Annotated in this window: 34 protein-coding genes; 29 read left to right on the forward strand and 5 right to left on the reverse strand. The window is 42.4% G+C overall.

Translation table 11 applies throughout. From position 1 onward, the window contains the following. Positions 1-80 precede the first annotated feature (80 nt). From AF333_RS04360 to AF333_RS04390, 7 genes are all read left to right on the forward strand, one after another. On the forward strand, positions 81-629 hold the full coding sequence (locus AF333_RS04360; RefSeq protein WP_043065091.1) for a peroxiredoxin: 549 nt from the start codon (positions 81-83) through the stop codon (positions 627-629). A gap of 239 nt (positions 630-868) precedes the next feature. Beyond that, positions 869-1,324 carry a redoxin domain-containing protein gene (locus tag AF333_RS04365; RefSeq protein WP_043065090.1) on the forward strand — a complete coding sequence of 152 codons (456 nt, stop codon included), beginning with the start codon at positions 869-871 and terminating at the stop codon, positions 1,322-1,324. Positions 1,325-1,355: 31 nt separating this feature from the next. Continuing rightward, on the forward strand, positions 1,356-1,736 hold the full coding sequence (gene gcvH, locus AF333_RS04370; protein WP_043065089.1) for a glycine cleavage system protein GcvH: 381 nt from the start codon (positions 1,356-1,358) through the stop codon (positions 1,734-1,736). 187 nt (positions 1,737-1,923) lie between these two features. Beyond that, complete coding sequence (locus tag AF333_RS04375; protein WP_043065088.1) at positions 1,924-2,166, forward strand: DUF2553 family protein; 243 nt, start codon at positions 1,924-1,926, stop codon at positions 2,164-2,166. A gap of 460 nt (positions 2,167-2,626) precedes the next feature. Next, positions 2,627-3,052, forward strand: coding sequence for a hypothetical protein (locus AF333_RS04380; protein WP_040303964.1), 426 nt, complete (start codon positions 2,627-2,629; stop codon positions 3,050-3,052). A gap of 305 nt (positions 3,053-3,357) precedes the next feature. Next, positions 3,358-4,230, forward strand: a complete 873-nt coding sequence (gene sigI, locus AF333_RS04385; protein ID WP_052811944.1) for an RNA polymerase sigma-I factor — start codon at positions 3,358-3,360, stop codon at positions 4,228-4,230. After that, positions 4,154-5,488, forward strand: coding sequence for an anti-sigma factor domain-containing protein (locus AF333_RS04390; RefSeq protein ID WP_043065087.1), 1,335 nt, complete (start codon positions 4,154-4,156; stop codon positions 5,486-5,488). The genes sigI and AF333_RS04390 overlap by 77 nt, the downstream gene beginning before the upstream one ends. 33 nt (positions 5,489-5,521) lie before the next feature. Here the strand turns inward: AF333_RS04390 and AF333_RS04395 are convergent, their stop codons facing one another. Continuing rightward, positions 5,522-5,812, reverse strand: a complete 291-nt coding sequence (locus tag AF333_RS04395) for a hypothetical protein (protein WP_043065086.1) — start codon at positions 5,810-5,812, stop codon at positions 5,522-5,524. A 176-nt stretch (positions 5,813-5,988) separates the two neighbouring features. On the opposite strand from AF333_RS04395, the gene AF333_RS04400 reads away from it, so the two are divergent. The 6 genes from AF333_RS04400 (at position 5,989) to sufB (ending at position 11,999) form a co-directional block, all read left to right on the forward strand. Next, positions 5,989-6,429: a hypothetical protein gene (locus tag AF333_RS04400; RefSeq protein WP_139188928.1), complete on the forward strand. Its 441-nt coding sequence runs from the start codon at positions 5,989-5,991 to the stop codon at positions 6,427-6,429. A 383-nt stretch (positions 6,430-6,812) separates the two neighbouring features. Further along, entirely contained in the window at positions 6,813-7,601 is a 789-nt protein-coding gene (gene sufC / locus AF333_RS04405; protein WP_043065084.1) for a Fe-S cluster assembly ATPase SufC, read from the forward strand. 19 nt (positions 7,602-7,620) lie between these two features. Beyond that, a complete protein-coding gene (gene sufD / locus AF333_RS04410) occupies positions 7,621-8,910 on the forward strand; it encodes a Fe-S cluster assembly protein SufD (protein WP_043065083.1) in 1,290 nt (429 codons plus the stop codon). Beyond that, positions 8,910-10,133 carry a cysteine desulfurase gene (locus AF333_RS04415; protein WP_043065082.1) on the forward strand — a complete coding sequence of 408 codons (1,224 nt, stop codon included), beginning with the start codon at positions 8,910-8,912 and terminating at the stop codon, positions 10,131-10,133. Before sufD ends, AF333_RS04415 begins: the two co-directional genes overlap by 1 nt. Then, positions 10,120-10,551 (forward strand): Fe-S cluster assembly sulfur transfer protein SufU, encoded by a 432-nt coding sequence (gene sufU / locus AF333_RS04420; RefSeq protein ID WP_043065081.1) that lies wholly within the window; start codon positions 10,120-10,122, stop codon positions 10,549-10,551. The genes AF333_RS04415 and sufU overlap by 14 nt, the downstream gene beginning before the upstream one ends. A gap of 47 nt (positions 10,552-10,598) precedes the next feature. Next, on the forward strand, positions 10,599-11,999 hold the full coding sequence (sufB, locus tag AF333_RS04425; protein ID WP_043065080.1) for a Fe-S cluster assembly protein SufB: 1,401 nt from the start codon (positions 10,599-10,601) through the stop codon (positions 11,997-11,999). A gap of 60 nt (positions 12,000-12,059) precedes the next feature. On the opposite strand, the gene AF333_RS04430 is transcribed toward sufB, so the two are convergent. From AF333_RS04430 to AF333_RS04440, 3 genes are all read right to left on the reverse strand, one after another. Then, positions 12,060-13,214: a site-specific integrase gene (locus AF333_RS04430; RefSeq protein ID WP_043065079.1), complete on the reverse strand. Its 1,155-nt coding sequence runs from the start codon at positions 13,212-13,214 to the stop codon at positions 12,060-12,062. Between the two features lie 81 nt (positions 13,215-13,295). Further along, positions 13,296-14,348: an ImmA/IrrE family metallo-endopeptidase gene (locus AF333_RS04435; protein WP_235356619.1), complete on the reverse strand. Its 1,053-nt coding sequence runs from the start codon at positions 14,346-14,348 to the stop codon at positions 13,296-13,298. After that, complete coding sequence (locus AF333_RS04440; protein ID WP_052811942.1) at positions 14,335-14,694, reverse strand: helix-turn-helix domain-containing protein; 360 nt, start codon at positions 14,692-14,694, stop codon at positions 14,335-14,337. Before AF333_RS04440 ends, AF333_RS04435 begins: the two co-directional genes overlap by 14 nt. A gap of 233 nt (positions 14,695-14,927) precedes the next feature. On the opposite strand from AF333_RS04440, the gene AF333_RS04445 reads away from it, so the two are divergent. From AF333_RS04445 to AF333_RS37315, 16 genes are all read left to right on the forward strand, one after another. Beyond that, a complete protein-coding gene (locus AF333_RS04445) occupies positions 14,928-15,158 on the forward strand; it encodes a helix-turn-helix domain-containing protein (protein ID WP_043065077.1) in 231 nt (76 codons plus the stop codon). Positions 15,159-15,249: 91 nt separating this feature from the next. Next, positions 15,250-15,534 (forward strand): group-specific protein, encoded by a 285-nt coding sequence (locus AF333_RS04450; RefSeq protein ID WP_043065076.1) that lies wholly within the window; start codon positions 15,250-15,252, stop codon positions 15,532-15,534. A 158-nt stretch (positions 15,535-15,692) separates the two neighbouring features. Next, positions 15,693-15,842 (forward strand): hypothetical protein, encoded by a 150-nt coding sequence (locus AF333_RS33400; protein WP_158502362.1) that lies wholly within the window; start codon positions 15,693-15,695, stop codon positions 15,840-15,842. Positions 15,843-15,925: 83 nt separating this feature from the next. After that, positions 15,926-16,270, forward strand: a complete 345-nt coding sequence (locus AF333_RS04455; RefSeq protein ID WP_043065075.1) for a hypothetical protein — start codon at positions 15,926-15,928, stop codon at positions 16,268-16,270. 76 nt (positions 16,271-16,346) lie between these two features. Continuing rightward, the gene (locus AF333_RS04460; protein ID WP_043065074.1) at positions 16,347-16,706 is read left to right on the forward strand and encodes a hypothetical protein; all 360 of its coding nucleotides are present in this window, start codon (positions 16,347-16,349) and stop codon (positions 16,704-16,706) included. Then, positions 16,703-17,173: a siphovirus Gp157 family protein gene (locus tag AF333_RS04465; RefSeq protein ID WP_043065073.1), complete on the forward strand. Its 471-nt coding sequence runs from the start codon at positions 16,703-16,705 to the stop codon at positions 17,171-17,173. The genes AF333_RS04460 and AF333_RS04465 overlap by 4 nt, the downstream gene beginning before the upstream one ends. A gap of 112 nt (positions 17,174-17,285) precedes the next feature. Then, entirely contained in the window at positions 17,286-17,963 is a 678-nt protein-coding gene (locus tag AF333_RS04470) for a Rad52/Rad22 family DNA repair protein (protein WP_043065072.1), read from the forward strand. 137 nt (positions 17,964-18,100) lie between these two features. Further along, positions 18,101-18,262, forward strand: a complete 162-nt coding sequence (locus tag AF333_RS33405; protein ID WP_158502360.1) for a hypothetical protein — start codon at positions 18,101-18,103, stop codon at positions 18,260-18,262. Beyond that, the gene (locus AF333_RS04475; protein WP_043065071.1) at positions 18,255-18,680 is read left to right on the forward strand and encodes a single-stranded DNA-binding protein; all 426 of its coding nucleotides are present in this window, start codon (positions 18,255-18,257) and stop codon (positions 18,678-18,680) included. The genes AF333_RS33405 and AF333_RS04475 overlap by 8 nt, the downstream gene beginning before the upstream one ends. A 168-nt stretch (positions 18,681-18,848) precedes the next feature. Then, positions 18,849-19,355, forward strand: a complete 507-nt coding sequence (locus tag AF333_RS04480) for a YopX family protein (protein WP_043065070.1) — start codon at positions 18,849-18,851, stop codon at positions 19,353-19,355. After that, a complete protein-coding gene (locus AF333_RS33410) occupies positions 19,352-19,519 on the forward strand; it encodes a hypothetical protein (protein ID WP_158502358.1) in 168 nt (55 codons plus the stop codon). Before AF333_RS04480 ends, AF333_RS33410 begins: the two co-directional genes overlap by 4 nt. Next, on the forward strand, positions 19,513-19,884 hold the full coding sequence (locus AF333_RS04485; protein WP_235496093.1) for a hypothetical protein: 372 nt from the start codon (positions 19,513-19,515) through the stop codon (positions 19,882-19,884). Before AF333_RS33410 ends, AF333_RS04485 begins: the two co-directional genes overlap by 7 nt. A gap of 47 nt (positions 19,885-19,931) precedes the next feature. Next, on the forward strand, positions 19,932-20,414 hold the full coding sequence (locus AF333_RS04490; RefSeq protein ID WP_043065068.1) for a hypothetical protein: 483 nt from the start codon (positions 19,932-19,934) through the stop codon (positions 20,412-20,414). A 2-nt stretch (positions 20,415-20,416) separates the two neighbouring features. Beyond that, positions 20,417-20,779, forward strand: coding sequence for a BC1872 family protein (locus AF333_RS04495; RefSeq protein WP_043065067.1), 363 nt, complete (start codon positions 20,417-20,419; stop codon positions 20,777-20,779). Between the two features lie 3 nt (positions 20,780-20,782). Further along, on the forward strand, positions 20,783-21,127 hold the full coding sequence (locus tag AF333_RS37310) for an HNH endonuclease (RefSeq protein WP_043065066.1): 345 nt from the start codon (positions 20,783-20,785) through the stop codon (positions 21,125-21,127). A 12-nt stretch (positions 21,128-21,139) separates the two neighbouring features. After that, entirely contained in the window at positions 21,140-21,289 is a 150-nt protein-coding gene (locus AF333_RS37315; protein WP_170206985.1) for a DUF6906 family protein, read from the forward strand. Between the two features lie 63 nt (positions 21,290-21,352). Here the strand turns inward: AF333_RS37315 and AF333_RS04505 are convergent, their stop codons facing one another. After that, on the reverse strand, positions 21,353-21,589 hold the full coding sequence (locus AF333_RS04505; protein ID WP_043065065.1) for a helix-turn-helix domain-containing protein: 237 nt from the start codon (positions 21,587-21,589) through the stop codon (positions 21,353-21,355). Positions 21,590-21,722: the final 133 nt, after the last annotated feature.

The raw sequence follows: 21,722 nt of genomic DNA on the forward strand, positions 1-21,722 counted from the left end.
TGATGTAAGAGGACACGAAAGCATTCACTATTCCGGGTTGTCCCGGATTAGAATATTTCTATACTAGGAGGTAGTTACATATGGCAGAACGTTTAGTAGGCTTGCAAGCTCCTGATTTCGAAATGGAAATCGCTCAAGGTGACGGTGAGAACTTCGGTAATGTGAAGCTCTCTGACTACAAAGGAAAATGGTTAGTTATGTTCTTCTATCCGCTGGATTTCACATTCGTGTGCCCAACGGAAATCACTGCAATGAGCGACGCTTACGAACAATTCAAAGAGTTGGATACAGAGATTCTGGCAGTCAGCACAGACAGCAAATTCTCTCACCGCGCATGGATCAATACGTCCCGTGATGAGAATGGTCTGGGCAAACTGAACTTCCCGATCGCTTCTGATAATACACATAAAGTATCCCGTGACTACGGCATCCTTATCGAAGAGCAAGGTGTGGCGCTTCGCGGCCTGTTCATCATCGATCCGGAAGGAACACTGATGTACTCCGCAATCCACAACCTTGATGTTGGCCGCAGCGTAGATGAAACGCTTCGCGTGCTGCAAGCTTTCCAATCCGGTGGTCTGTGCCCTGCGAACTGGCGTCCAGGACAAGCTCATCTTCAAGGCAAGTAATACGTTTTTGCCCTTTGAGCAGCCGATGTACGAGTAATGAAAAGGACCTAACTTTTGCGAAATTGTTAGGTCCTTTTTTTACAATTAAATGCGAGTAGAATGCTCTTTATCTTATAATGGAAGTTTTACTTTAATTCGCGTTCGAATTGTTTTCGCTTCCACGCATACTCCACGTTCTTGATTCCCATACTAAGAAGTGGAAGAAAAGCCGTGTGTTTTATTTTAAGGAGGCGTTTTACATGAAACTACGCGAGGAAATGCCGACATTTGACGGCGTAACAGAGTGGGTCAATGGTGGAGTGACGAAATCGGACTTGAAAGATTCGCCGGTTCTTGTTCATTACTGGTCCATTAGTTGTCATACTTGTAAGGAAACGTTGCCACAACTGAACGAGTGGCGTGAACGTTATAAGGATCAAGGTCTTCGGGTCGTCAGCATTCATATGCCCCGTTCGGAAAAGGATATGGAGCTAGGACCGGTGAAAGAGGCGATTGAGCAATATAAACTTATTCACCCCGTAGCTATCGATAATGATTATAAGCTGGTAGACGCCTATAAGAACCAATATGTGCCTGCATACTACCTCTTTGATGCGGAACAGAAGCTGCGTCACTACCAAGCAGGTGAAAAAGGGTTAAAGATGCTTGAGAAGCGCCTGGATCGCGTCTTGATGCCTGAAGAGGTGGAACGATAATTTAAAGTGGACATGAGGAGGACTCGAAAATATGAACTTGCCAACAAACCTGAAATATAGTGAAGAGCACGAATGGGTACGGATAGAAGGGAATAAAGCGCATATCGGTATTACGGACTTTGCACAATCCGAGCTGGGCGATATCGTATTCGTAGAGCTTCCTTCTGTAGGAGACGAAATCAAGCAGAATGAGCCATTCGGTAGTGTAGAATCTGTTAAAACGGTATCTGAATTGTATGCGCCGCTTACAGGAAAAGTGGTGGAAGTAAATGGTGAACTGGAAGATTCACCGGAATTGGTAAACGAATCGCCTTATGAGAAGGCGTGGATGATAGTTGTCGAGTTAGCAGATGAAGGTGAATTAGGCAAGCTGATGGACGCAAAAGCCTACGAGGCAATGGTGCAGGAATAAAAGTGAAATAAAAAACAGCTCTCTATGTTGAGAGCTGTTTTTTTGATGGAGGTAAGAAAGCGACCATTTGGCTTCTTTGTGAAAAAAGGACTTGCAGCCATGTTCATGAGTGCTTTTTGTAGTAATTGTAATAAAAACCGTGTTTTTTAGCATACTATTGTTATCTTTTACACACGGAGGGATTGTCATGTCACAGCATCCTGATGTCAACCGGATCGATGTCACGAATAAAATACGTGGAGAAGTGACGGAAGATTGCATTGTATTAACGTTGAATGGGGAGGAAATCGGTCATATTCCATTCGATGCTGCGTCCTGTACGATGAATGCCGGATACGCGGTCGATCAACAGCGTATTTTTCGTTTAGACGCGGCCGACACTGTTCATCCTTCCAGCTATGTGGAGGATTGTGATTGGGGCTGGTGTTAAAGGGATTTGGTTTACTGGAAGCGGAATTATCCGCTTCTTTTTTTGAAGGACAAGAAAGTATATAGTTACTGTAAAGTAAGAAAGCAACATATCGTTTCTTCCGATAGTACTATTTGAAAAACTCGTGAGGCGTGTGCCAAACGTTGCGTTTTCCCAGTGACAGAAAGCGGCCGTTTGGCTTCGTTGTGGAAAAAGGACGAGCGGCAACGCCCGCGAGTTTTTCTTAGCATAATGAGGCTTATGTAATAATAATTATATAAAAATAAAACGCGTATTTTCTATGCTTGTTTTCTTTTATGTGTGGTAGAATAATAGAAAGCTAACACAAAAGTTGAAAAATTGCATAGTGGAAGTAGGATAGACAATTCCAGTAATTACGCATAGGAAAAAAGGAACCTCATCGTTACAATAGAAAATAGACACTTTCAGCGTAGCTGTTATAGATAAAGGAGGAGTCCGGATGAGTTTTTGCTGCGGAGCCAGTATGATTGGCGCGCTGGGCAGTTTACGTCATTTCAAGACGCAGATTCATAACGTTCCTATTCTGTATTGCCCTGTGTGCAACCGTATTGACGTTCATCCAGAGATAGAAGAAGAATATGATATATTGTCGGAATATGCACAGGCTGATTTGGCTCCCGAAGTCGACTTTCGTGATTATGTAACGGGAGAGCATGTTGATAGCACATTTGAGAATTGTGTTTCCATTGATAATGGAAATATTTCTTATATTCTGCGCAGTCAAATTGATAACGCGCTAGATTTAATGTCCGTTGCCAAACAGTTAGAAGACGAAGAGTGGAGCAACGAATTGAAGCGTAGATTGAACAAGCTCAGTCAGCGGTTAAGCCGCTGGGAGGCCCAGAGCAACAAAACGCTCCCATAGCCATTGGGGTATTGAAAAAATAAAGACTTTGTTTTAAGATTGGTCGCCAGAGCCTTCTCTCTTTTATGGTAGAGAAAGGAAGGCGGCCTTTTTTTGTGAAGATTTTAGTATGAGAGAATAAAGGGATGGTATGAATTGGATGATTAACACCGGTTTTTTACGTGGAAGGTTGCCAATTCCTGCATTTGTGACTAAGCTTGTATTTAGCAAGATATAATTTTTAAATTTTTATTACATACAACCCTTTTACTCCCCCCTAAAACGGTTTGGAGTACGCGAATAAATATGAAGCGAGGTGAACGTTCTTGTTACTCACACTTTTCCTGGGAAAATGGCGCCGTAAAGAAAAATCTCCGCAGGAGAAAAACGAGACTGAACACCTTCATCGAATCATCGAAAGAATTCACCAGGGTGAAGATGAGTTGCGCAACGAGTTACTTCAGCAGTACCGGCCGTTTATCGGCACGGTAGTTTCAAAAGTGTGCAAACGATACATTGATCAAGGCCTCGATGAAGAGTTCAGCGTTGGACTAGAAGCGTTTAACGAAGCGATATCACAGTATTCCAGTGAGAAGGGCGGCAGTTTTTTGTCGTTCGCGGACCTTGTGATACGCAGGCGTGTTATAGATTATATACGGAAAAATAAGCCCCGTGCCTCATTTGTTTCTTTTGATGAAACGATGGATTCCGAATCACCGGAATATAATGTCTGGGATGTACAGGTAGCGGTTGAACAATATCAGGCGGAACGCGAAGCTGATATGCGGCGGGAGGAAATCCTGCACTACAGGGAGCGTCTGAATGAGTTCGACATTTCTTTGGAAGAGCTTCCTGAATATACGCCCCGACATGCAGATGCCCGAAATAATATGATTCGTATTGCCCGGATGATTGCGGATAATGAAAAATTGCGGGAAGCGTTTCTGGAGAAGAAGAAAATCCCGGTTAAGTATCTTCTTCAGTTTATTTCCTTCTCCCGCAAAACGGTGGAAAGGAATCGGAACTATATTGTGGCAATTACGCTTATTTTCATTGAGAACTATCGGTTTTTGCGCTCCTACATTCAAGTGGATGAAACGGAGGGAAAGGAGGAGCTCGCGCGTGAAAAAGAAGGGCATTGTGCTGGAGATACGGGGACAGTACCTTATTGTCATGACATCCAGCGGAGAGTTCTGTAAGGTTCCACCTGCCGAAGGACTGATTACCGAAGGCGAAGAGATTGAGTTTACTCATACGCTGGAGGCCAGTGGCTCTACTCCTGCGCGCGGCAAGCGGTATGCTTGGAAAAGCTGGACATATGCGGCAGCCGCCTGCTTGTTGCTGCTGATTACCGCACTACCGCTCTGGAATATGGTATTCGCTTCCGCTTATGCCATGGTTTCTATTGACATTAATCCGAGTTTTGAACTTGAAGTGGACGAGAAGTATGAAGTGACTGATGTTCATGCGTTGAACAAGGATGCAGAACGTATCATGCCGGACATTGACTGGCAGAAGCATACGCTGACTGAGGTTACAAAGGATATTCTTTCCGAAGCCCGTAAGCAAGGATATCTGGAGAAGAATCATGATGTGCTTATTGTTCCTGTCGGGCTGAAAGATCCAGCCGCTTCACAAGAGCTGCTTGAGGTTATGAAGAAGGAAGTGCCGCTTTTTACCGGTGACGGTATGGGAGAGCTAACTATCACCATGATGGAAAGTACGAAAGAGATACGTGAGCAGGCTCGCAAGCTGGGCGTTTCTGCCGGGAAGTATGCGCTGTATGATTCCATGAAGCGCATTGATAAAAATTTTGGTGAAGATAGCATTCGTAGTATGAGCATTAGCGAAGTATCATCGGCGATAGGTGGATTTAAGAATATTCCGAATGCGGTACAATACTCAAATGTTCCTTCCACATTGAAAAAAGAACGAAAAGATAAACCGGTGCAAGTTCCGACGGCTCCTAAACAACTGGCGGACAAGGCGGAAGCGTCGCCGCATAAAAAGCCGGAACCACATAAAAAGCAGACGGCTTCCGTCCATGTAGAGCGGGATAACCTTCCTGTTAAGCGCACTCCGAAGTTGACTGAACAGGAGCAAAAAGATAAGTCAAAGGGTGTACCAAAGCTAATTGCGGCGGATACGAAGCACAAAGCGGAGGTACAGGCGCAAAAAGATGCGAAACGTTCGGAAGAGGATAAGAAATACAATTCCGGATACGGTCAGCAACAGCAACAGAGCCAGCAGGGAGGCCGCACAATTAAAAAGGAAGAAAAAGAACGAAACGAAAAGTATAAAGAGGAGCGCGAACAGAGCAAACAGAATGTCGTTCATCCTTTGCTCAAGGAAACAGAGAAAAAGACACAGCAGACGGATGGAAAGAAGGAAGTTGAATCCGACAAGAAGTCAACTTCATCTACGGATAAGGATAAACAAGAGGAATCGCATAAGTAACAGAAAAAAGCCGATGTCATACAAACATCGGCTTTACTTGTTGGATGATTTAAAAATAGAGGTTCGCTTTCCACGCGAATCCACTCCAGTATAAGATGTGCCGTCAAAGTCGTCGAAACTTTGTGCTTCTGACAGGATGAGAGATTGTCCGGAGCACAAATAAGCATATTCATCTTCTGTAATGTACTGGTATGCGTATTGATTCAATCTGCGAATGCGCCATAATTTTTTGCCACTGGCATCATGAAACCAGGCTTGTGCTTGATGACAAAGGTGATGGGAATCGTCTACAACCTTCTGACAGGGAGGACAAAAAAACTCCATACGATCACCTCATTTTCCGAGTTTTCTTACCTATATTATACAAAAAAGACGGAGGAATGACATATATTTTTGTGGATAAAATCTGAAAAAAGAAGTTGCAAATTCGTGTCGGCCTTCGATGGTGAAAGAAAAAAATGCTAAGATTATAAGTAAAAGGATATAGTGAGGAAATGGGCATGAAAGAGGCTATTATGTATTTAGGAGGGGCAATGTCGATTTCGATTTTGCTGTTTATTCTGGCATTCTATGCGTTGGCTGGCAGAAAAGAAGGCAAAAGTGATGTTGTCTCTATCGGGCCACAGCACTTCGATGTTCCACTCTGGCAAGGAAAAGTAAAAGAAGTCGTTCACGATGACAATGTACATACGACTGAAATGGATGTAATTGTATATAGCAAGAGCATCTTTATGGGATTTGCTTCGCAGGGCTTTCCTTTCGTCAATATAAATGCTGAAGACATCATCCGTGTGCAATATCATCGTCACAGCGTATCCATTATAATAAAAGGGGTGGACGGGCAGTCAGGATATGTGACGGTAAAAGGAGCGGGGGAGAAGGCGTTGCTGCAATTCGCACGTAAAGTAGAGTTTATCATAAACCGGGCCAAAAAATCATAAAAAATGGAAGTTGTGCTTGATCCTACATTTAACGGGCAGTAAGCCCCACCTCTAAGCTTAAGAAGACAAAGAGGCATAGGTGAGAGATAACTGCCTATAAAAGTCCGATTCGCTCAACTAACAATCGGTGGAGGAGGAAAAACTCCCTGCCGATTGAAGTTTCACTTTATAGTTTTTTTAGATTAGGCCATCCTATAGACTAGAGATAGAAAAGGGCACTTTTTAAACAAATTTGTTTAAAAAATATGCATATATGTCTTTCCTTGATTTTCAACTATGTTATACTATATTATAAAAGAGGATTTAAAACAAAGTGTTTCCAAATACATGACTCTTTACGTCGTGTTTGAAGTTGATAAAAGTTAGATGGAGGTAATTTACTCATGGCAGGAACACCGCATTTGCAAATAAAAGACCTATCCGTTGCAATTGAAGACAAGCAGATCTTAAAAGGCTTGAACCTCGAGATCAAGGGTGGTGAAGTGCATGCCATCATGGGTCCGAACGGAACGGGAAAATCAACGCTTGCTTCTGCTGTAATGGGGCATCCTAAGTATGAAGTAACAGGCGGTTCAGTAACGCTGAACGAAGAAGACGTACTGGAGATGGAAGTGGATGAGCGTGCACGCAAAGGGCTGTTCCTTGCGATGCAGTATCCAAGTGAAATTAGCGGCGTAACGAATGCTGATTTTCTACGCAGTGCATTAAATGCGCGTCAGGAAGAAGGCAAGGAAGTTTCGCTTATTAAGTTCATCCGTCAAATGGAAAAGCAAATGGAATTACTGGAGATGGATCAAGTTTTCTCCCATCGTTATGTAAATGAAGGCTTCTCCGGAGGGGAGAAGAAGCGTAATGAGATCCTTCAGATGATGATGCTGAAGCCAGGTATTGCTATCCTTGATGAAATTGACTCCGGCCTTGATATTGATGCGCTGAAAATTGTAGCACGCGGCGTAAACGAACTTCGTAGTCCAGAAATGGGCGTGCTGATGATTACGCACTACCAGCGTCTGTTGAATTACATTAAGCCTGATTTTGTCCATGTAATGATGCAAGGTCGCATTGTGAAATCTGGCGGACCAGAACTGGCTCTGAAACTTGAAGAGAACGGATATGACTGGATTAAAGAAGAGCTGGGTATTCAGGACGAAACAGTAGGCGCAGAAAGCTAGGTTAGGAGGAATAACAGTAATGAGCGTAGAAGCGAATGTGCGATTCGACCAGGAAGCGGTAACACGCTTTTCCCAGGGCGAACCGGAATGGCTGACGCAACTCCGCCAGGAAGGGTTCGCGGGTTATCAGCAGCTTCCGTTACCGAAGCTGGAAAAAACGAAAATCGATAAATGGAACATCGACGAATTTACACCATATAAAGAGGAAGCAGCACTTTCTTCACTGGAGGAATTGCCGCAAGAAATTAAGGATTTGCTGGATGCAGATAACGACAATGTAATCGTTCAAAAGCATTCTGGCATCGTATATGCTCGCATAAGTGATTCTCTGAAAGCACAGGGCGTGCTATTCATGCCGCTTTCCCAGGCGATTCGGGAACATAGTGATTTAGTGAAGAAGCATCTGTTCCAATGCGGCATTGAGAAACATAAAATTACGGCGCTGCATCAAGCTTTATGGAGCGGCGGATTCTTCATATATGTGCCGAAAAACGTAGAGGTGAAAGAGCCTCTGCAGACGGTAATCTGGGGCATGGATGAAGAAGTGGCATTGCTTCCACATACATTGATTGTAGCTGACGTAAATAGCAAGGTTACGGTTGTTGAAAACGTGGTAGGAGCGAAATATGCACGGCCTGTCGTAGTAAATGGCATGGTAGAGGTATTCGCACAAAGCGGTGCCAAAGTGCGATACGCTTCAACCCGTTCTCTTTCCGAGAAAGTCACAGATTATACGTATCGTCGTGGTATCACGGAAAATGATGCACGCATCGAGTGGTTACTAGGTGATATGAACCTAGGCAATACGGTAGCTAATACGACAACGATTCTAAGCGGAAACGGTTCTTCCTCTGATTTCAAATCAGTGGCGATTGCTAACGGAAGTCAAAAAGAGAACTTCGTGGCACGAGTTGTGCATCTCGGTACTCATACGGAGAGCAATATTCTATCCCGAGGCGTTATGCTTGATGAAGCGACCGCTATCTTCAACGGTATTACCGAAATGAAGAAAGGTGCGGAGAAAGCGAACGGCGAACAGGCTGAGAACATCCTGATGATCGGCGACCGTGCCCGTGGCGACGCGAATCCGATTTTGTTGATTGATGAAGATGATGTAATGGCAGGCCATGCAGCATCCGTAGGCCCGGTTAGTCCATTGCAAGTATATTATATGATGTCACGCGGCATCGAGCGAAAGGAAGCGGAACGGTTAATCATTAACGGTTTTGTAGCACCAGTAGTGGATAGCCTTCCGATCGAGGGAATGAAAAAACGGTTAAGCATGATGATTGAAGGTAAATTATCCTAATGAACGCTAAAGAAATTCGCGAGCTCTTTCCCATTCTTAATCAGAATGTAAACGGCCATCCGCTTGTGTACCTCGATAGTGCGGCTACTTCGCAAAAGCCGGTTCAGGTAATTGAAGCGATGGACCGTTATTACCGTGAATACAATTCCAACGTTCATCGTGGCGTTCACACCCTCGGAACGCTTGCAACGGATGGATACGAAGGAGCGCGTGAAAAAGTCCGTACGTTCATCAACGCAAAAGAGACTGCAGAAGTGATTTTTACTCGCGGTACAACTACGTCATTGAACTTCGTGGCTCAGGGTTATGCCCGTAACTTCATTGGAGAAGGCGATGAGATTGTTATAACGGAAGTGGAGCATCATGCCAACTTCATTCCGTGGCAACAAATTGCCAAACGCACCGGTGCTACACTGAAGTTCATTCCGCTGGCGGAAGATGGTACGATTACAGTGGAAGTAGCGGAGCAAACTATTACACCGAATACGAAACTTGTTGCGATGGGTTATGTATCCAATGTGCTTGGTTCGATTAATCCGGTGAAAGAAATAGCGCAAATTGTACATCGCCACGGTGGTATAATGGTTGTTGATGGTGCGCAGGCAGCGCCACATATGAAGGTAGACGTTCAGGATTTGGACTGTGATTTCTTCGCTTTCTCAGGACATAAGATGGCGGGTCCGACAGGAATCGGTGTCCTGTATGGTAAGCGCGCTCTTCTTGAGAAGATGGAGCCTGTAGAGTTTGGCGGAGAGATGATTGATTTTGTAGATTTGTATGATTCGACATGGAAAGAACTTCCGTGGAAGTTCGAAGGCGGTACGCCGATTATTGCCGGCGCGATCGGCCTTGGTGCAGCGATTGACTTTGTAGAATCGATCGGTATGGATGCGATCTGTGAGCATGAACATCAACTTGTAACATATGCCATGGAACGATTGCGTCAAATTGACGGCTTGAAAATATACGGGCCTGAAAAGAGAAGCGGTCTGGTTACGTTTACAATGAAAGAGGCGCATCCACATGATATTGCTACCGTACTCGATACAGAAGGCATTGCAATTCGTGCCGGACACCATTGCTGTCAGCCGCTCATGAAATGGCTGAAAGTGTCGTCTACGGCGCGGGCCAGCTTCTATCTGTACAACACGGAAGAAGATATAGACGCATTAGTAAAAGGACTCATTAAGACAAAGGAGTATTTCGGCAATGTCTTCTCTTGATGATTTATACCGCAGAGTCATCATGGACCATTATCAAAAGCCCCGCAACCGAGGGGAGCTTGAAGATGGTGCATTGACTGTAAACATGAATAATCCGACCTGCGGCGACCGCATTCAACTACAGATGAAAGTGGAAGACGGAAAAGTTACTGACGCTCGTTTTACCGGGGAAGGCTGTTCTATCAGCATGTCGTCCGCTTCAATGATGACTGAAGCCGTCAAAGGACTTGAAGTCGATGAAGCATTGGCAAGAGCCGATTTATTTTCCCGGATGATGAAAGGGGAGGCCTCAGAGGAAGAAATCGAAGAGGCTGACCTGGGTGATATTGAAGCGTTACAAGGCGTAAGCAAGTTTCCGGCCCGTATCAAGTGCGCTACCCTCGCTTGGAAAGCCATGGAAAAAGGTCTTCGCGAGTAGCCTAAACATGAGGAGGCGTATTACGCCTTAGCAAGGAGGAAATGAGAATGAGCAAAAAAGCACCTGAGCTATCCTCAGAATATCAATATGGGTTTCATGACAAGGACATTTCGGTCTTCCGTGCGAAAAAAGGATTAACGAAAGAAATTGTGGAAGAAATCTCCCGCATGAAAGGCGAAGAACAATGGATGCTGGATTTTCGTCTGAAATCTTTGGAACTCTTCCAAAGCATGCCGATGCCAAGCTGGGGCGGCGATTTGACAGAATTGGATTTCAATAGCATCACATACTATGTTAAGCCGTCTGAAAAGGCGGGACGTAGTTGGGATGAAGTGCCGGAAGAAATTAAGAACACATTCGACCGTCTTGGAATTCCGGAAGCTGAACAGAAATTCCTGGCCGGTGTGTCGGCGCAGTATGAATCTGAAGTTGTGTACCATAATATGCAGGAAGACCTCGAAGAGATGGGCGTTATCTTCTGTGATATGGATACTGCTGTGCGTGAGCATCCAGATATCGTAAAGGAATACTTCAGCACGGTAATACCTCCGACAGATAACAAGTTTGCAGCGTTGAATAGCGCTGTATGGTCGGGCGGAAGCTTTATCTATGTGCCGAAGGGCATTAAATGCGAAACACCGTTGCAAGCATACTTCCGTATCAACTCCGAAAACATGGGGCAATTCGAAAGAACATTGATTATTGCTGATGAAGACAGCTTCGTTCACTATGTAGAAGGCTGTACAGCGCCGATTTACAGCACAGATTCATTGCATAGCGCGGTTGTTGAGATTATCGTGAAGAAAGGTGCACGTTGCCGCTATACGACAATTCAAAACTGGTCCAGTAACGTATATAACCTGGTTACGAAGCGTGCCGTGGCGGAAGAAGACGCGACGATGGAATGGATCGATGGTAACATCGGAAGTAAGCTGACGATGAAATATCCGGCGGTTATTATGAAAGGACCACGCGCGAAAGGTGTCGTTATCTCCATTGCTGTAGCCGGTAAAGGCCAGCATCAGGATGCAGGCGCCAAGATGGTTCATCTAGCACCGGAATGTAGCTCAACCATCGTATCGAAGAGTATTAGTAAACACGGCGGTAAGGTCACATACCGTGGCTTAGCTAACTTCGGACGCAAATCTGAAGGCTCCAAGTCCAACGTAAAATGCGACACGATTATCCTTGATAAGCTGTCTACTTCCGATACGATTCCATACAATGAAATTCTGAATAACAACATTACACTTGAGCATGAAGCAACTGTGTCCAAAGTGAGTGAAGAACAGTTATTCTATTTGATGAGTCGTGGTCTTAAGGAAGATGAGGCTACACAAATGATTATCATGGGCTTTATTGAGCCGTTTACGAAAGAATTACCGATGGAATACGCGGTGGAAATGAACCGCCTTATCCAGTTCGAAATGGAAGGTAGTATCGGATAACCTTTATATATCAAGGGGGTAAGTGCTTGAAAATGGCGTTTGCCCCCTTTTTGCCCCCTTTTAGATGTCGACATATTGCTCATACAGAGCTAAAGCGTCATCTTCAATCTTTTTAGTAATGTGCAAATACGTGTCTGCTGTGACTTTTACGCTTGCATGCCCAAGTCGCTCGGACACGTATTTTATATTTGCGCCCGCTTCCAGTAGATGGACAGCATGGGTGTGTCGTAGCGCATGAGGGGAGAGTACAGGTAAGCTTGCCCGCTTACATACAGCTTTAAAGTATTCACGTACTACATTTGTTCGGAGCCAACGTCCGTCCTGTTGGTGAAAGATAATGTTCTCAGTTGTCGCCTTGTAGTTTTTGTAACGTAAGTAAACTTCCTTTTGATTGATCTTGTGTCGTTTCATAAGTTTTATAGTTGCATCGTCCAGCTTAACTACACGATCACTCTTTTTAGATTTCGGTGTGGATAGGTACGGGGTTGAGTTTAAAGGATAGACTAGAGTTTTATTGACAGTTAGTTTTTTCTCATCCAGATCAATGTCATCCCAGGTTAAGGCTAAAGCCTCTCCGATTCGCAGGCCTGTACGTGCTAGAAGAGAGAATAGCACATAATACTGAATGGATGCTTGGTATTTCGCTTTCTTCATAGGCTCCTTAACCGTGTTAAGGAATAAGGATAATTGTTCTCGTGTAAAATAACTGATTTTACTGGACTTTTCATTATCTTTTGGTATTTTGATTTTTTGGATAGGGTTTTCTCTTATAATGTGAAACTCATGAACAGCATCAAATAAAGCGCTACTCATGATACTGTGTATCCTTCGAACTGTACCTTCGCTATATCGCTCTCGTAGTTCATTAATCCACTTCTGATAATCTGACCTAGTTATATCTTTTAGCTGATAATTTCCCCATCGAGGTAGGATGTTAAGTCGAACGTTCCGTTCCTGAACGGAGTAAGTAATCGGTTTAACAAAAGGCTTCTTGTAAATCTCTAACCATTGATTAAAATATTTCTCAACTTTTTCACTTCCGTTTTCACCAAATCCAAAATAATTGATGTTGGTTTCCTCTTCTGCTGCTGCGATTTGTGCCTCTTTCTTAGTTCTGAATCCCCCTTTTGTTTTTTCTCTTGTTTTTCCGGTCTTCCGATCTACATACTTGATACGGTATTCCCAATTTGCACCGCGTTTACGGAAATATGCCACTTAAACTCCTCCCTAAACAAGAATATACGTTCGTTAATTAGAGTATAAAAAGCCGCTTTGCGGCTAAAAAATATAAAGTTACTAAAATGGGAGTTCTTCTCTTAATTTCATATTTTCCTTTTCGTCTTTCCAATTCTTTAGTATTCCTAATTCATAGAAAGTAGATGTAGAGCCGCATTTGGTGCAAAATCTAGCATCTCCACTCAATAATTCCCCGCAACCATTATCTAACTCATGCCAATGACCTTGATATGGTTCTCCTACGCCTTCTTCAGAAAAACCAGTACACATATTAACTAAATAGGAACCACAAATCTGACAATAGTCTCCCAAAATATTTTCGTTTCCACATCTAGGGCATTGAATAGCCGTATGGAGTTCATTGAGTTCAACTTGTGAATATATCATCGTATTGCTTCCTTTCTCTTTTGTTAAATCTTCCGTCCCGCATACTGGACAAAATTTAACGGTTTTTAGAACAAAATAATAGTTACACTCTAAACATTTCATCCCGTACCTATGCTCTAGAATAAAATCTTTAAAAAGGTCCATTGCCCAAGACTTAGCAACATGTCTCCTTCCCATCTCAAATCCCCTGTTAATAAAGTTTAAAACATTTGAGGCAGCCTCTATTGAGATAAGACATAAGTCAGAGAGCAAAGGAATATCTATTTTACCTAATGCTGTAATTACCTTAGGAGGGGCCAATAGTGTTCTTGCGAAACAGTTAGCTTCTTTTTCAAAGGCATCATACTCATGTTTACTTAATGAATTTCTTGCAATGATAGTTTTATCAGTTATCTCATTATGTCTAAGAATAAAATGACCTAATTCATGTGCGATTGTCCACCGGATTCTTCCTGCATTGTCAATTGTGTCGTTATACAAAATTAGATATTTGTGTTCTGATTTCTTATAGTAACAGCAGCCTTCGGAACTATCAGCAAACTCACATACTTCATCGATATCCATGCCGTACTTATCACCGAACCAAGAATATGATTTGATTTTAAGATTTGGAAATCGTCTTGCGAGTTTCTTTACTTTGACTGGTAGTGCGTTTACTTTACTACTTTCTAATAAATTGTATGCTGCCTTTTCAGCACGTTGATAATTCGGTCTATAGGTTATCATCTTCGTCTTCATCATCCTCGAATGCGTCTTCAAATGCTGCCTCAAGAATTGTAATTGCCTTTTTTCTGTCCTTTGAATTTACTTTTCGAGCAAACCTTTCGATTTTACGGTAATCATCATCTAAATTTTCATCTTTACTGTGCTTGGAATTATCTTCACCCATTAACTCGCTAATCCCGACATTAAGAGCAGAAGCAATTGATTTTAAAGTATCGATACTCGGATTGTATCTTCCGTTTTCAACATCGGCTAAATAGGACCTAGAGATCTTTGATTTTTTAGCCAACTCGTTTTGAGTCATTTTTTCTCTTTTTCTGAACTTCTTAATATTTTCACCAACAATCATAATGCACACCTCCTTATCATTAGTCGGTTATTACGACGTCTTTAGTGTTAGTATACCCATGAAAGGTCGGATATACAATTCATAAAATGACGGAAAAACAAGTAAAAATGAGTATTTTGACGTAATAGCAAGCTATTTGCTTGAAAATATTGCTATTTGAGCTTATTTGCTCCATATTACACTTTTACAAATTGGACGGAAATACTTATCATTAATTCAAGGAGGTGACGGAAATGCAAGTATGTATTAAGAGAGAAGCATTGGGTTTAGTTATTTCACAAGGAAGAAAAAATAAAAACTTAACCCAACAGCAATTATCTAATTTAACAGGCTTATCTAGAAGTTATATCGCCGATATCGAGAAGGGTAGATATATGCCCAGTGTAACAACGTTAGTGGTTTTAGCTACTTATTTACAATTAGACCTTAATTTTTTGACTAAAATGACGGAAATACAAGTTTGAACAAAAAGGAAACCAACCGAAACAATTACAAACTACTAACTAAATGCAAGGAAGGGTTGTTACCTCTTACAGAACAGGAGGCAAATGTTTCATGAATGGTTTGGTAAGTATCAATGTCGATATCGACGAATCGGAAGTTCGGGAACTTTGCAAACAAAAAGTAGCTGAACTAATTAAAGAAGTTGATGTAGATTTTGTATTTTGGGACACATCAGAATTGAAAAGACGGACTTGTCTATCATGGAACACGATTCAAGATCAATTCTTTTTTGATCCTCGGTTCCCAAAACACAAAGTTGGATCAAAGTGGCTCTTTCCAGCAAAGGAAACAAGAGAATTTTTGATCCGATGGTTGAGTGAGCAACCAAAACGCTAGAAAGGACAAAACAAAACTTTCAATTGGTGTTTTAGGAATCCGTTTCATATGTCTTTCTCCTTTGTATATGTATTTAGAAGAATCTCCAAAAGCCTAGGTTCTTCTGACATACCATAATTCGACAAAGGAAAATCCTATCAAATAAACGAGGTGTCTTTATGGAAAATGAATCATCAAACGAAAAATCAATTAAACCATTGAAGAAAATCAAACCACCAGAATATTTATTTGTTCGAGCTCTTAATAAACACCTGATTCCATCCTATATCAGAAATATAAAAGCAAAAGGGCGCAAAAATGAAAAGTAATCTTCAAGTCTTCTTACTCGGTTGCATCATAGCCTCTCTATTCTTACTTACTGGAATCTTAACCGAAGGGTGGACAAAATGCCTTGGATGCCATTGAACAAATAGCATGGGAAGTGGCAGAAACGTTCTGGCAAGCAGGTAGAACAAAGTTTGACTTTACATTCTATCTTCAAACCTTAGACAACCTTATAGGAGGTGATGCAGCAGAAGAGATATGGGAGTATGTACAACCAATGGTACAAGCCATCTTAGGAGGTGATAACGTGGACAAGCTCATGTTAGAGGAAATCAAACGGTCGCTTGAATCTGCTAAAGTAGCACAACGCAAAAACATAGAGGCAGATGATAGCTTAAGTGCCTCATTCGAAGCAGGGTACGCAACAGCTATGCAAGCAGTGTTGAAGATGCACGAAACCTATGAAATATAAAAATGCCCTGCTACCAACAGGGCACAGAAAAGAAAAAACGTTACGGTCAGTATAGCACAAAACGGAGGGAAAGCGAATGGATAAAGTGAAGTTGCCGAAAGAAGTGGCGGAAGCGATTAAAACACTGAAAAATGCAGAAATCACAACCTTTGAAATCATATGCTCCCTAGCTCATGAAAGATGGGGACATTCAAAGCATGTATCTGAGGCTCATAAGACTTTGCGTAAGTTCTCATTCGGAAATAGTGGCAGAAACGGTGATGTTCTTCTTAAGGCCCTCGTAAATGACTACGAATTAGAGCCGACGCCAGAAGAAAAGGTACTGAGTGAATATAAAGCGCGTCAACCATATTCTAATTATGGCAATGCATATAGGCAAGGGGTACGAGATACGCTCAATGCCTACGGTATCAAGATTGAAGGAGTGAACGCATGAAACTATATGAAATGGCAGAAGCCTATCAATCCTTACTCGAAGCAATCGAAGAGGGACAAGATTTCAGCGTAGCCCTTGAACAGCTTGAGGACAAAATCGACACAAAGGTTGAGAATATCGCCAAGGTAATCAAAACCACTGACGCTCAAGTCAAAGCAATCAAAGACGAAGAAAAGCGCCTTGCAGAACGCAGAAAGGCCCTAGAAGCTGATATAGAACGACTTAAGACTTACACCTCTACAACACTACAGAACGCCGGATTAACCAAAGTAAAAGGCTCTCTACTCACAGTGAGCTTGCAGAACAACAAACCTAGTGTAGTGGTGGACGAAACGAAAATTGCAGATGAATGGCTTATCCCTCAACCTCCTAAGGTAGATAAAACAAGGCTATATGAGGCACTAAAAGAGGGGCAGGTGATACCGGGTGCAACACTCCAATCAACCCAATCCCTACGTATTCGCTGAGTGCGCTATCTGCAACGTTCCAATTGAAAAGAGCGAACGCAAGCACCACATTAAAGGCTCAAAATACGCTTGTCACGGATGCTTTACGGATATAGCAAGGGAGGTTTAACAAATGGATACTAAATCAATTATGGAGGCATTACAAGCGCCATTCCCTCAAGAAGATATAGAGTGGCGTGTCGGCTCCACAAACAAGGATAAAACGAAAGGGCTAGCCCTAGCCTATGTTACAAACAGAGCCATACAGAATCGGTTAGATGAAGTGTTCGGCCCGTTTGGTTGGCAGAATCAATTCAAAGAGTGGAAACAAGGTTCGCAGTTATGTGGTATCTCTATCAAATTTGAGGACGAATGGATTACTAAGTGGGATGGTGCAGACGATTCCAACCAAGAAGCAATAAAAGGTGGCTTATCAGACAGTATGAAACGTGCTGCTTATCAGTGGGGAATCGGACGCTATCTCTATAAACTACCTAAGAACTGGGTTGAAATCGAACCCGCCGGACATAGCTACAAAATCAAACGTAAGCCTTCATTACCTGCATGGGCTTTGCCAAAAGGAGCAAAACCGGATGAACAATCAACTCAGCCGGATGCAACGCCTCCCGAACCCACAGCAGCAATTAAATCCAAGTGGGAGCTTATCGGAGGAAAGCCGGAGGTGCTTAATAAGTGGTTCTTCAATCAGATGTTAGAAGGAAAAACGGTTGAAGAGGTAGATCAAATCCTGACCAAGCAGTTAGAGGAAAAGATGGGGGCCGAAGTGATTAACGAACAGAAAGGGGCATAGCGTACTATGCCGGATAAGTTCAAAGCCGAAGTCACTGTTATCAAACGGAAAAAGGGAGAACCTACCGTCATTGCGATTGAAGGCAAGCAATACACACTACAGCATCAGCACCAATATAGAAAATAGGGGGGTAACCAATGTTTGAACCAAAAGAACTGGAAGTGATTCAAGCTGCACTTGAGCTTTACAGAGAATATCGAGGCGATGACCTGTATGTTTATGATGAACATGTCAACGTTACTGAAATTCTAAAGAAAATATATACCAGGGAATTTAAGGAGGATAAACAACATGCTTAATCGTGCAATCGTTTTAGGCCGTCTTACAAAAGATCCTGAGATGCGCTACACCCAATCAGGTACAGCCGTAACCACTTTTACCCTAGCCGTAGACCGTCGTACCACTAATCAGCAAGGAGAACGTGAAACTGACTTCCTTCCTATCGTCGTATTCGGTAAAACAGCCGAATCATCAGCGCAATATCTATCAAAAGGGAAACAAGCAGCAGTAGAAGGTAGAATCCAAGTGCGAAACTACGAGAATAAAGAAGGTCGTCGCGTCTACGTTACTGAAATCGTGGCAGAAAACGTCCAATTCCTTTCGGGTGGAAATACACAAGGCAACCAATCAAACAGCAACACAGGCTATCCTAGCAACTCAGACAGTCCGTTTAGTGGCAAGCCTATTGATATCTCAGACGACGATCTACCATTCTAAATCACCTTTAGGGGGCCAAAATGAACAATCTCGAAATCTATGACGACTTTGTAAGATTACTAGGAAAAACTATACACAATGTAGCGTTAGACGAACGCGATCAAATGTTAATACGAATGGCTATAAATCATACTTGCTTATGCTTAACAACGAAGGAAGAGGTGTGATATGCGAGAAATCAAGGTTCGTTTTTGGGACGAGCGAAACAATCGGTTTTGGTATGGCAAACAAGAAGGTGAAAGTGTTGGGCGATATTCGTTTCACACATATCTTGAAAACGGTTGTCTAATAGGTGTTACGTATGAATCAGTAAGCTATGGATTCAAAAGTATTGATGATGTTATCGAGCGTAAGTTGAAAGTTTCTGAGTACACCGGACTGAAGGATAAGAACGGTAAGGAGATTTATGAAGGGGATATTGTTCGCACTTGGGAAGAAGACACTTATATACCCAATAGAGATGATGGAGGGGGAATTATTGATTACAACAAATATGAAGGTTATTCACAGTTAGGTGTTATTGATTTTAAAGGTGCTTGGTTCACTTACGAAACTAAGAAACATTTACAAGGACGGAAGGAAGAAATTTATGCACCTTTAGATTTCACCAATAATTTAGTAGTCATCGGTAACGTGTTTGAGCATCCCGAACTACTGGAAGTGAACGCATCATGAAAACTGAATGCATCATATGCTCTGGATGCAAGGGTACAGGTGTAGCACGTAAGAAAACATGCGTTATGTGTGAGGGGCTTGGCTTCTGGGAGCAACTAGCTTATGACAGGGAGCTAGATCGCTTTTGGAAGAATCTTGAGCCAGTAGAACAGCCGAATTGGTAGGAGGGGATAGGGTGACCGAACAAGAGTTGAAAGAGATACGAGAACGTTTAGAAGCTGCTACGCCAGGGCCATGGGAAGCTAGTGGAAGTCCTTACGGTATCAATGTATATACCTTAGATGGAATTACTATTTGTGAGAAAGACGAGGCGACTAGGGCCGACTTTATGAATGCAGATTTTATCGCTAAATCTTCTACAGACATTCGTCGGCTGCTGGATGAGGTTGAACACTTAAAACATTCTATAAGTTGCGCTACATGTGCAGAATGTGCCGATCAAGTCGGTGATAAGTGGGAACTGTTTAACCATTCAATTTACTGTTCAAATTGCATCAACTACGTAAAAGAAGTATACAACGACAAATAAACCGACGGAGGGGCCTAGCCTCTCCTTTAACCCTTAGGAGGTGACATATGCAAACGGACGAACTAGCAGCAAACCTAGACACATACAAAGAGCTTGAGGATAAACGTATATGGGACTATCTACAAAGCCATAACGACTACCTTAACAGAATCAACGCTATTAACCTAGATAACGCTGGAACATTCCAACTTGGTAAGTGCGAGCTTCTATACAGCCGTGCTAGACTTTACGCCTCTCTTATTGCCGGACACTATCGCAAGCTACAGAAATATCATGAGGCTATGGCTGAACAAGCCCAAGCAGATATGTTCGAGAGCGTTAGGAAAGGTGAATACGATGCATTATTCAAGACAGGTGTAGACGGTCAATATCTCAGTCGTAAAGCCAAAGGTAAGCAACTAGAAAAAGCTGCACAATATGAAGGCGACTATATCAGATGGACAGGTATAGCTAACTCATACGAAAGTGCCATTAACAGCCTTAAAGACATGGTAAAAGGCGTTAAAAACGAATCTAACGGAGGTGTATAGCTATGAAAACAGGCCGTGAATTGGATATTCTTGTTGCTGAAAAGGTTATGGGTTGGGTTGTTGATGGTGACATTATCGAAAACGCAGACCTTGACGAACAAGGAAGATGTACTTTTCCTTCTGGTGATTTCTTAATGAATAAAGAAACGAGAGAACCTTTACCTAACTACTCAACCAATATAGCAGATGCTTGGAAAGTACTAGAAAAACTCATTCAACTAGGTGCAGAAATAAACGTTGGGTTCTACAAGCAATGGGATTGCTCAATAGATTATCCTATCGGGTGCAATTGGCTAGTACAAGCAGAAACAGCACCACTTGCTATATGCCTTGCAGCATTAAAAGCTCTTGGAGTAGAGGTGTAACCCATGTACGGATTCAATCCTTGCCCCAAACCTCGTCACGCTCTCAAGAAAAAAAGACGCTTGAAAGACATACCCAAAGATATACGCCGATTCGTGTATGAACGCGATAACAAATGTTGCGTTAGATGTGGCAATCCTCACAACCTACAGCTACACCACATTATTACCAAAGGTCGTTATGACCCACGTAGATACAACTTTAAACAAGGTGTACACGATCCTAGAAACCTCGCCACTGTATGCGTAGGATGCCACAGAAAGATCCATGACCAACCCGAGGCTATGCTCGAAATGCTAGAGTGGCAAAGATTACGTTTTGGCGAAGTTCTAAAATATGTAACTGAATAAGGAGGTGAAACTATGCGCCCTAGAAAACCTAATCGACGTGAACGCGAATCTATCGAATGGTGCAATCTTAATCCTGACAACTGGCTAATCAAAATACGACATGATGAAACACTTTCTATCACACATAGAGAAGTAGGCACCATAAGAGAAATACCTAGGTAGTTTCTATACCATACTATACGAGTGGATACAGTGAGAGTTTCAAAAAAATCATATTTTGGAAAATTATTTTTTGCTCTCTTTAACTTCAACGATTTCAAGCAAATCTTGAATAGGCACATTAAAGAAATCACAAAGTGTAGTGATTGTATTGAAGTCCAAGCGATCGCTTTCATCATTGTAAAGGCGAGTTAAAGTAGGACGACTGATACCAGTAAGCCTAGAGAGTTCATGAATACTCTTAATTTTTCTTTCACCCATTAGAATATGCAATCTACTTTTAATAGTTTTATTATTACTCATTCCCATCATTCTCCTTTTTTTAGAAGAGTATAACACAAGTATTACTATATGGGAATACTAAACATTATTTTGGTAACGGAAGTGTTGCAATAAATGCACGAATATGTTACCATGATAAGTGGGTGGAAGAAGA

This window comes from Aneurinibacillus migulanus (assembly GCF_001274715.1).
Lineage (GTDB): Bacteria > Bacillota > Bacilli > Aneurinibacillales > Aneurinibacillaceae > Aneurinibacillus > Aneurinibacillus migulanus.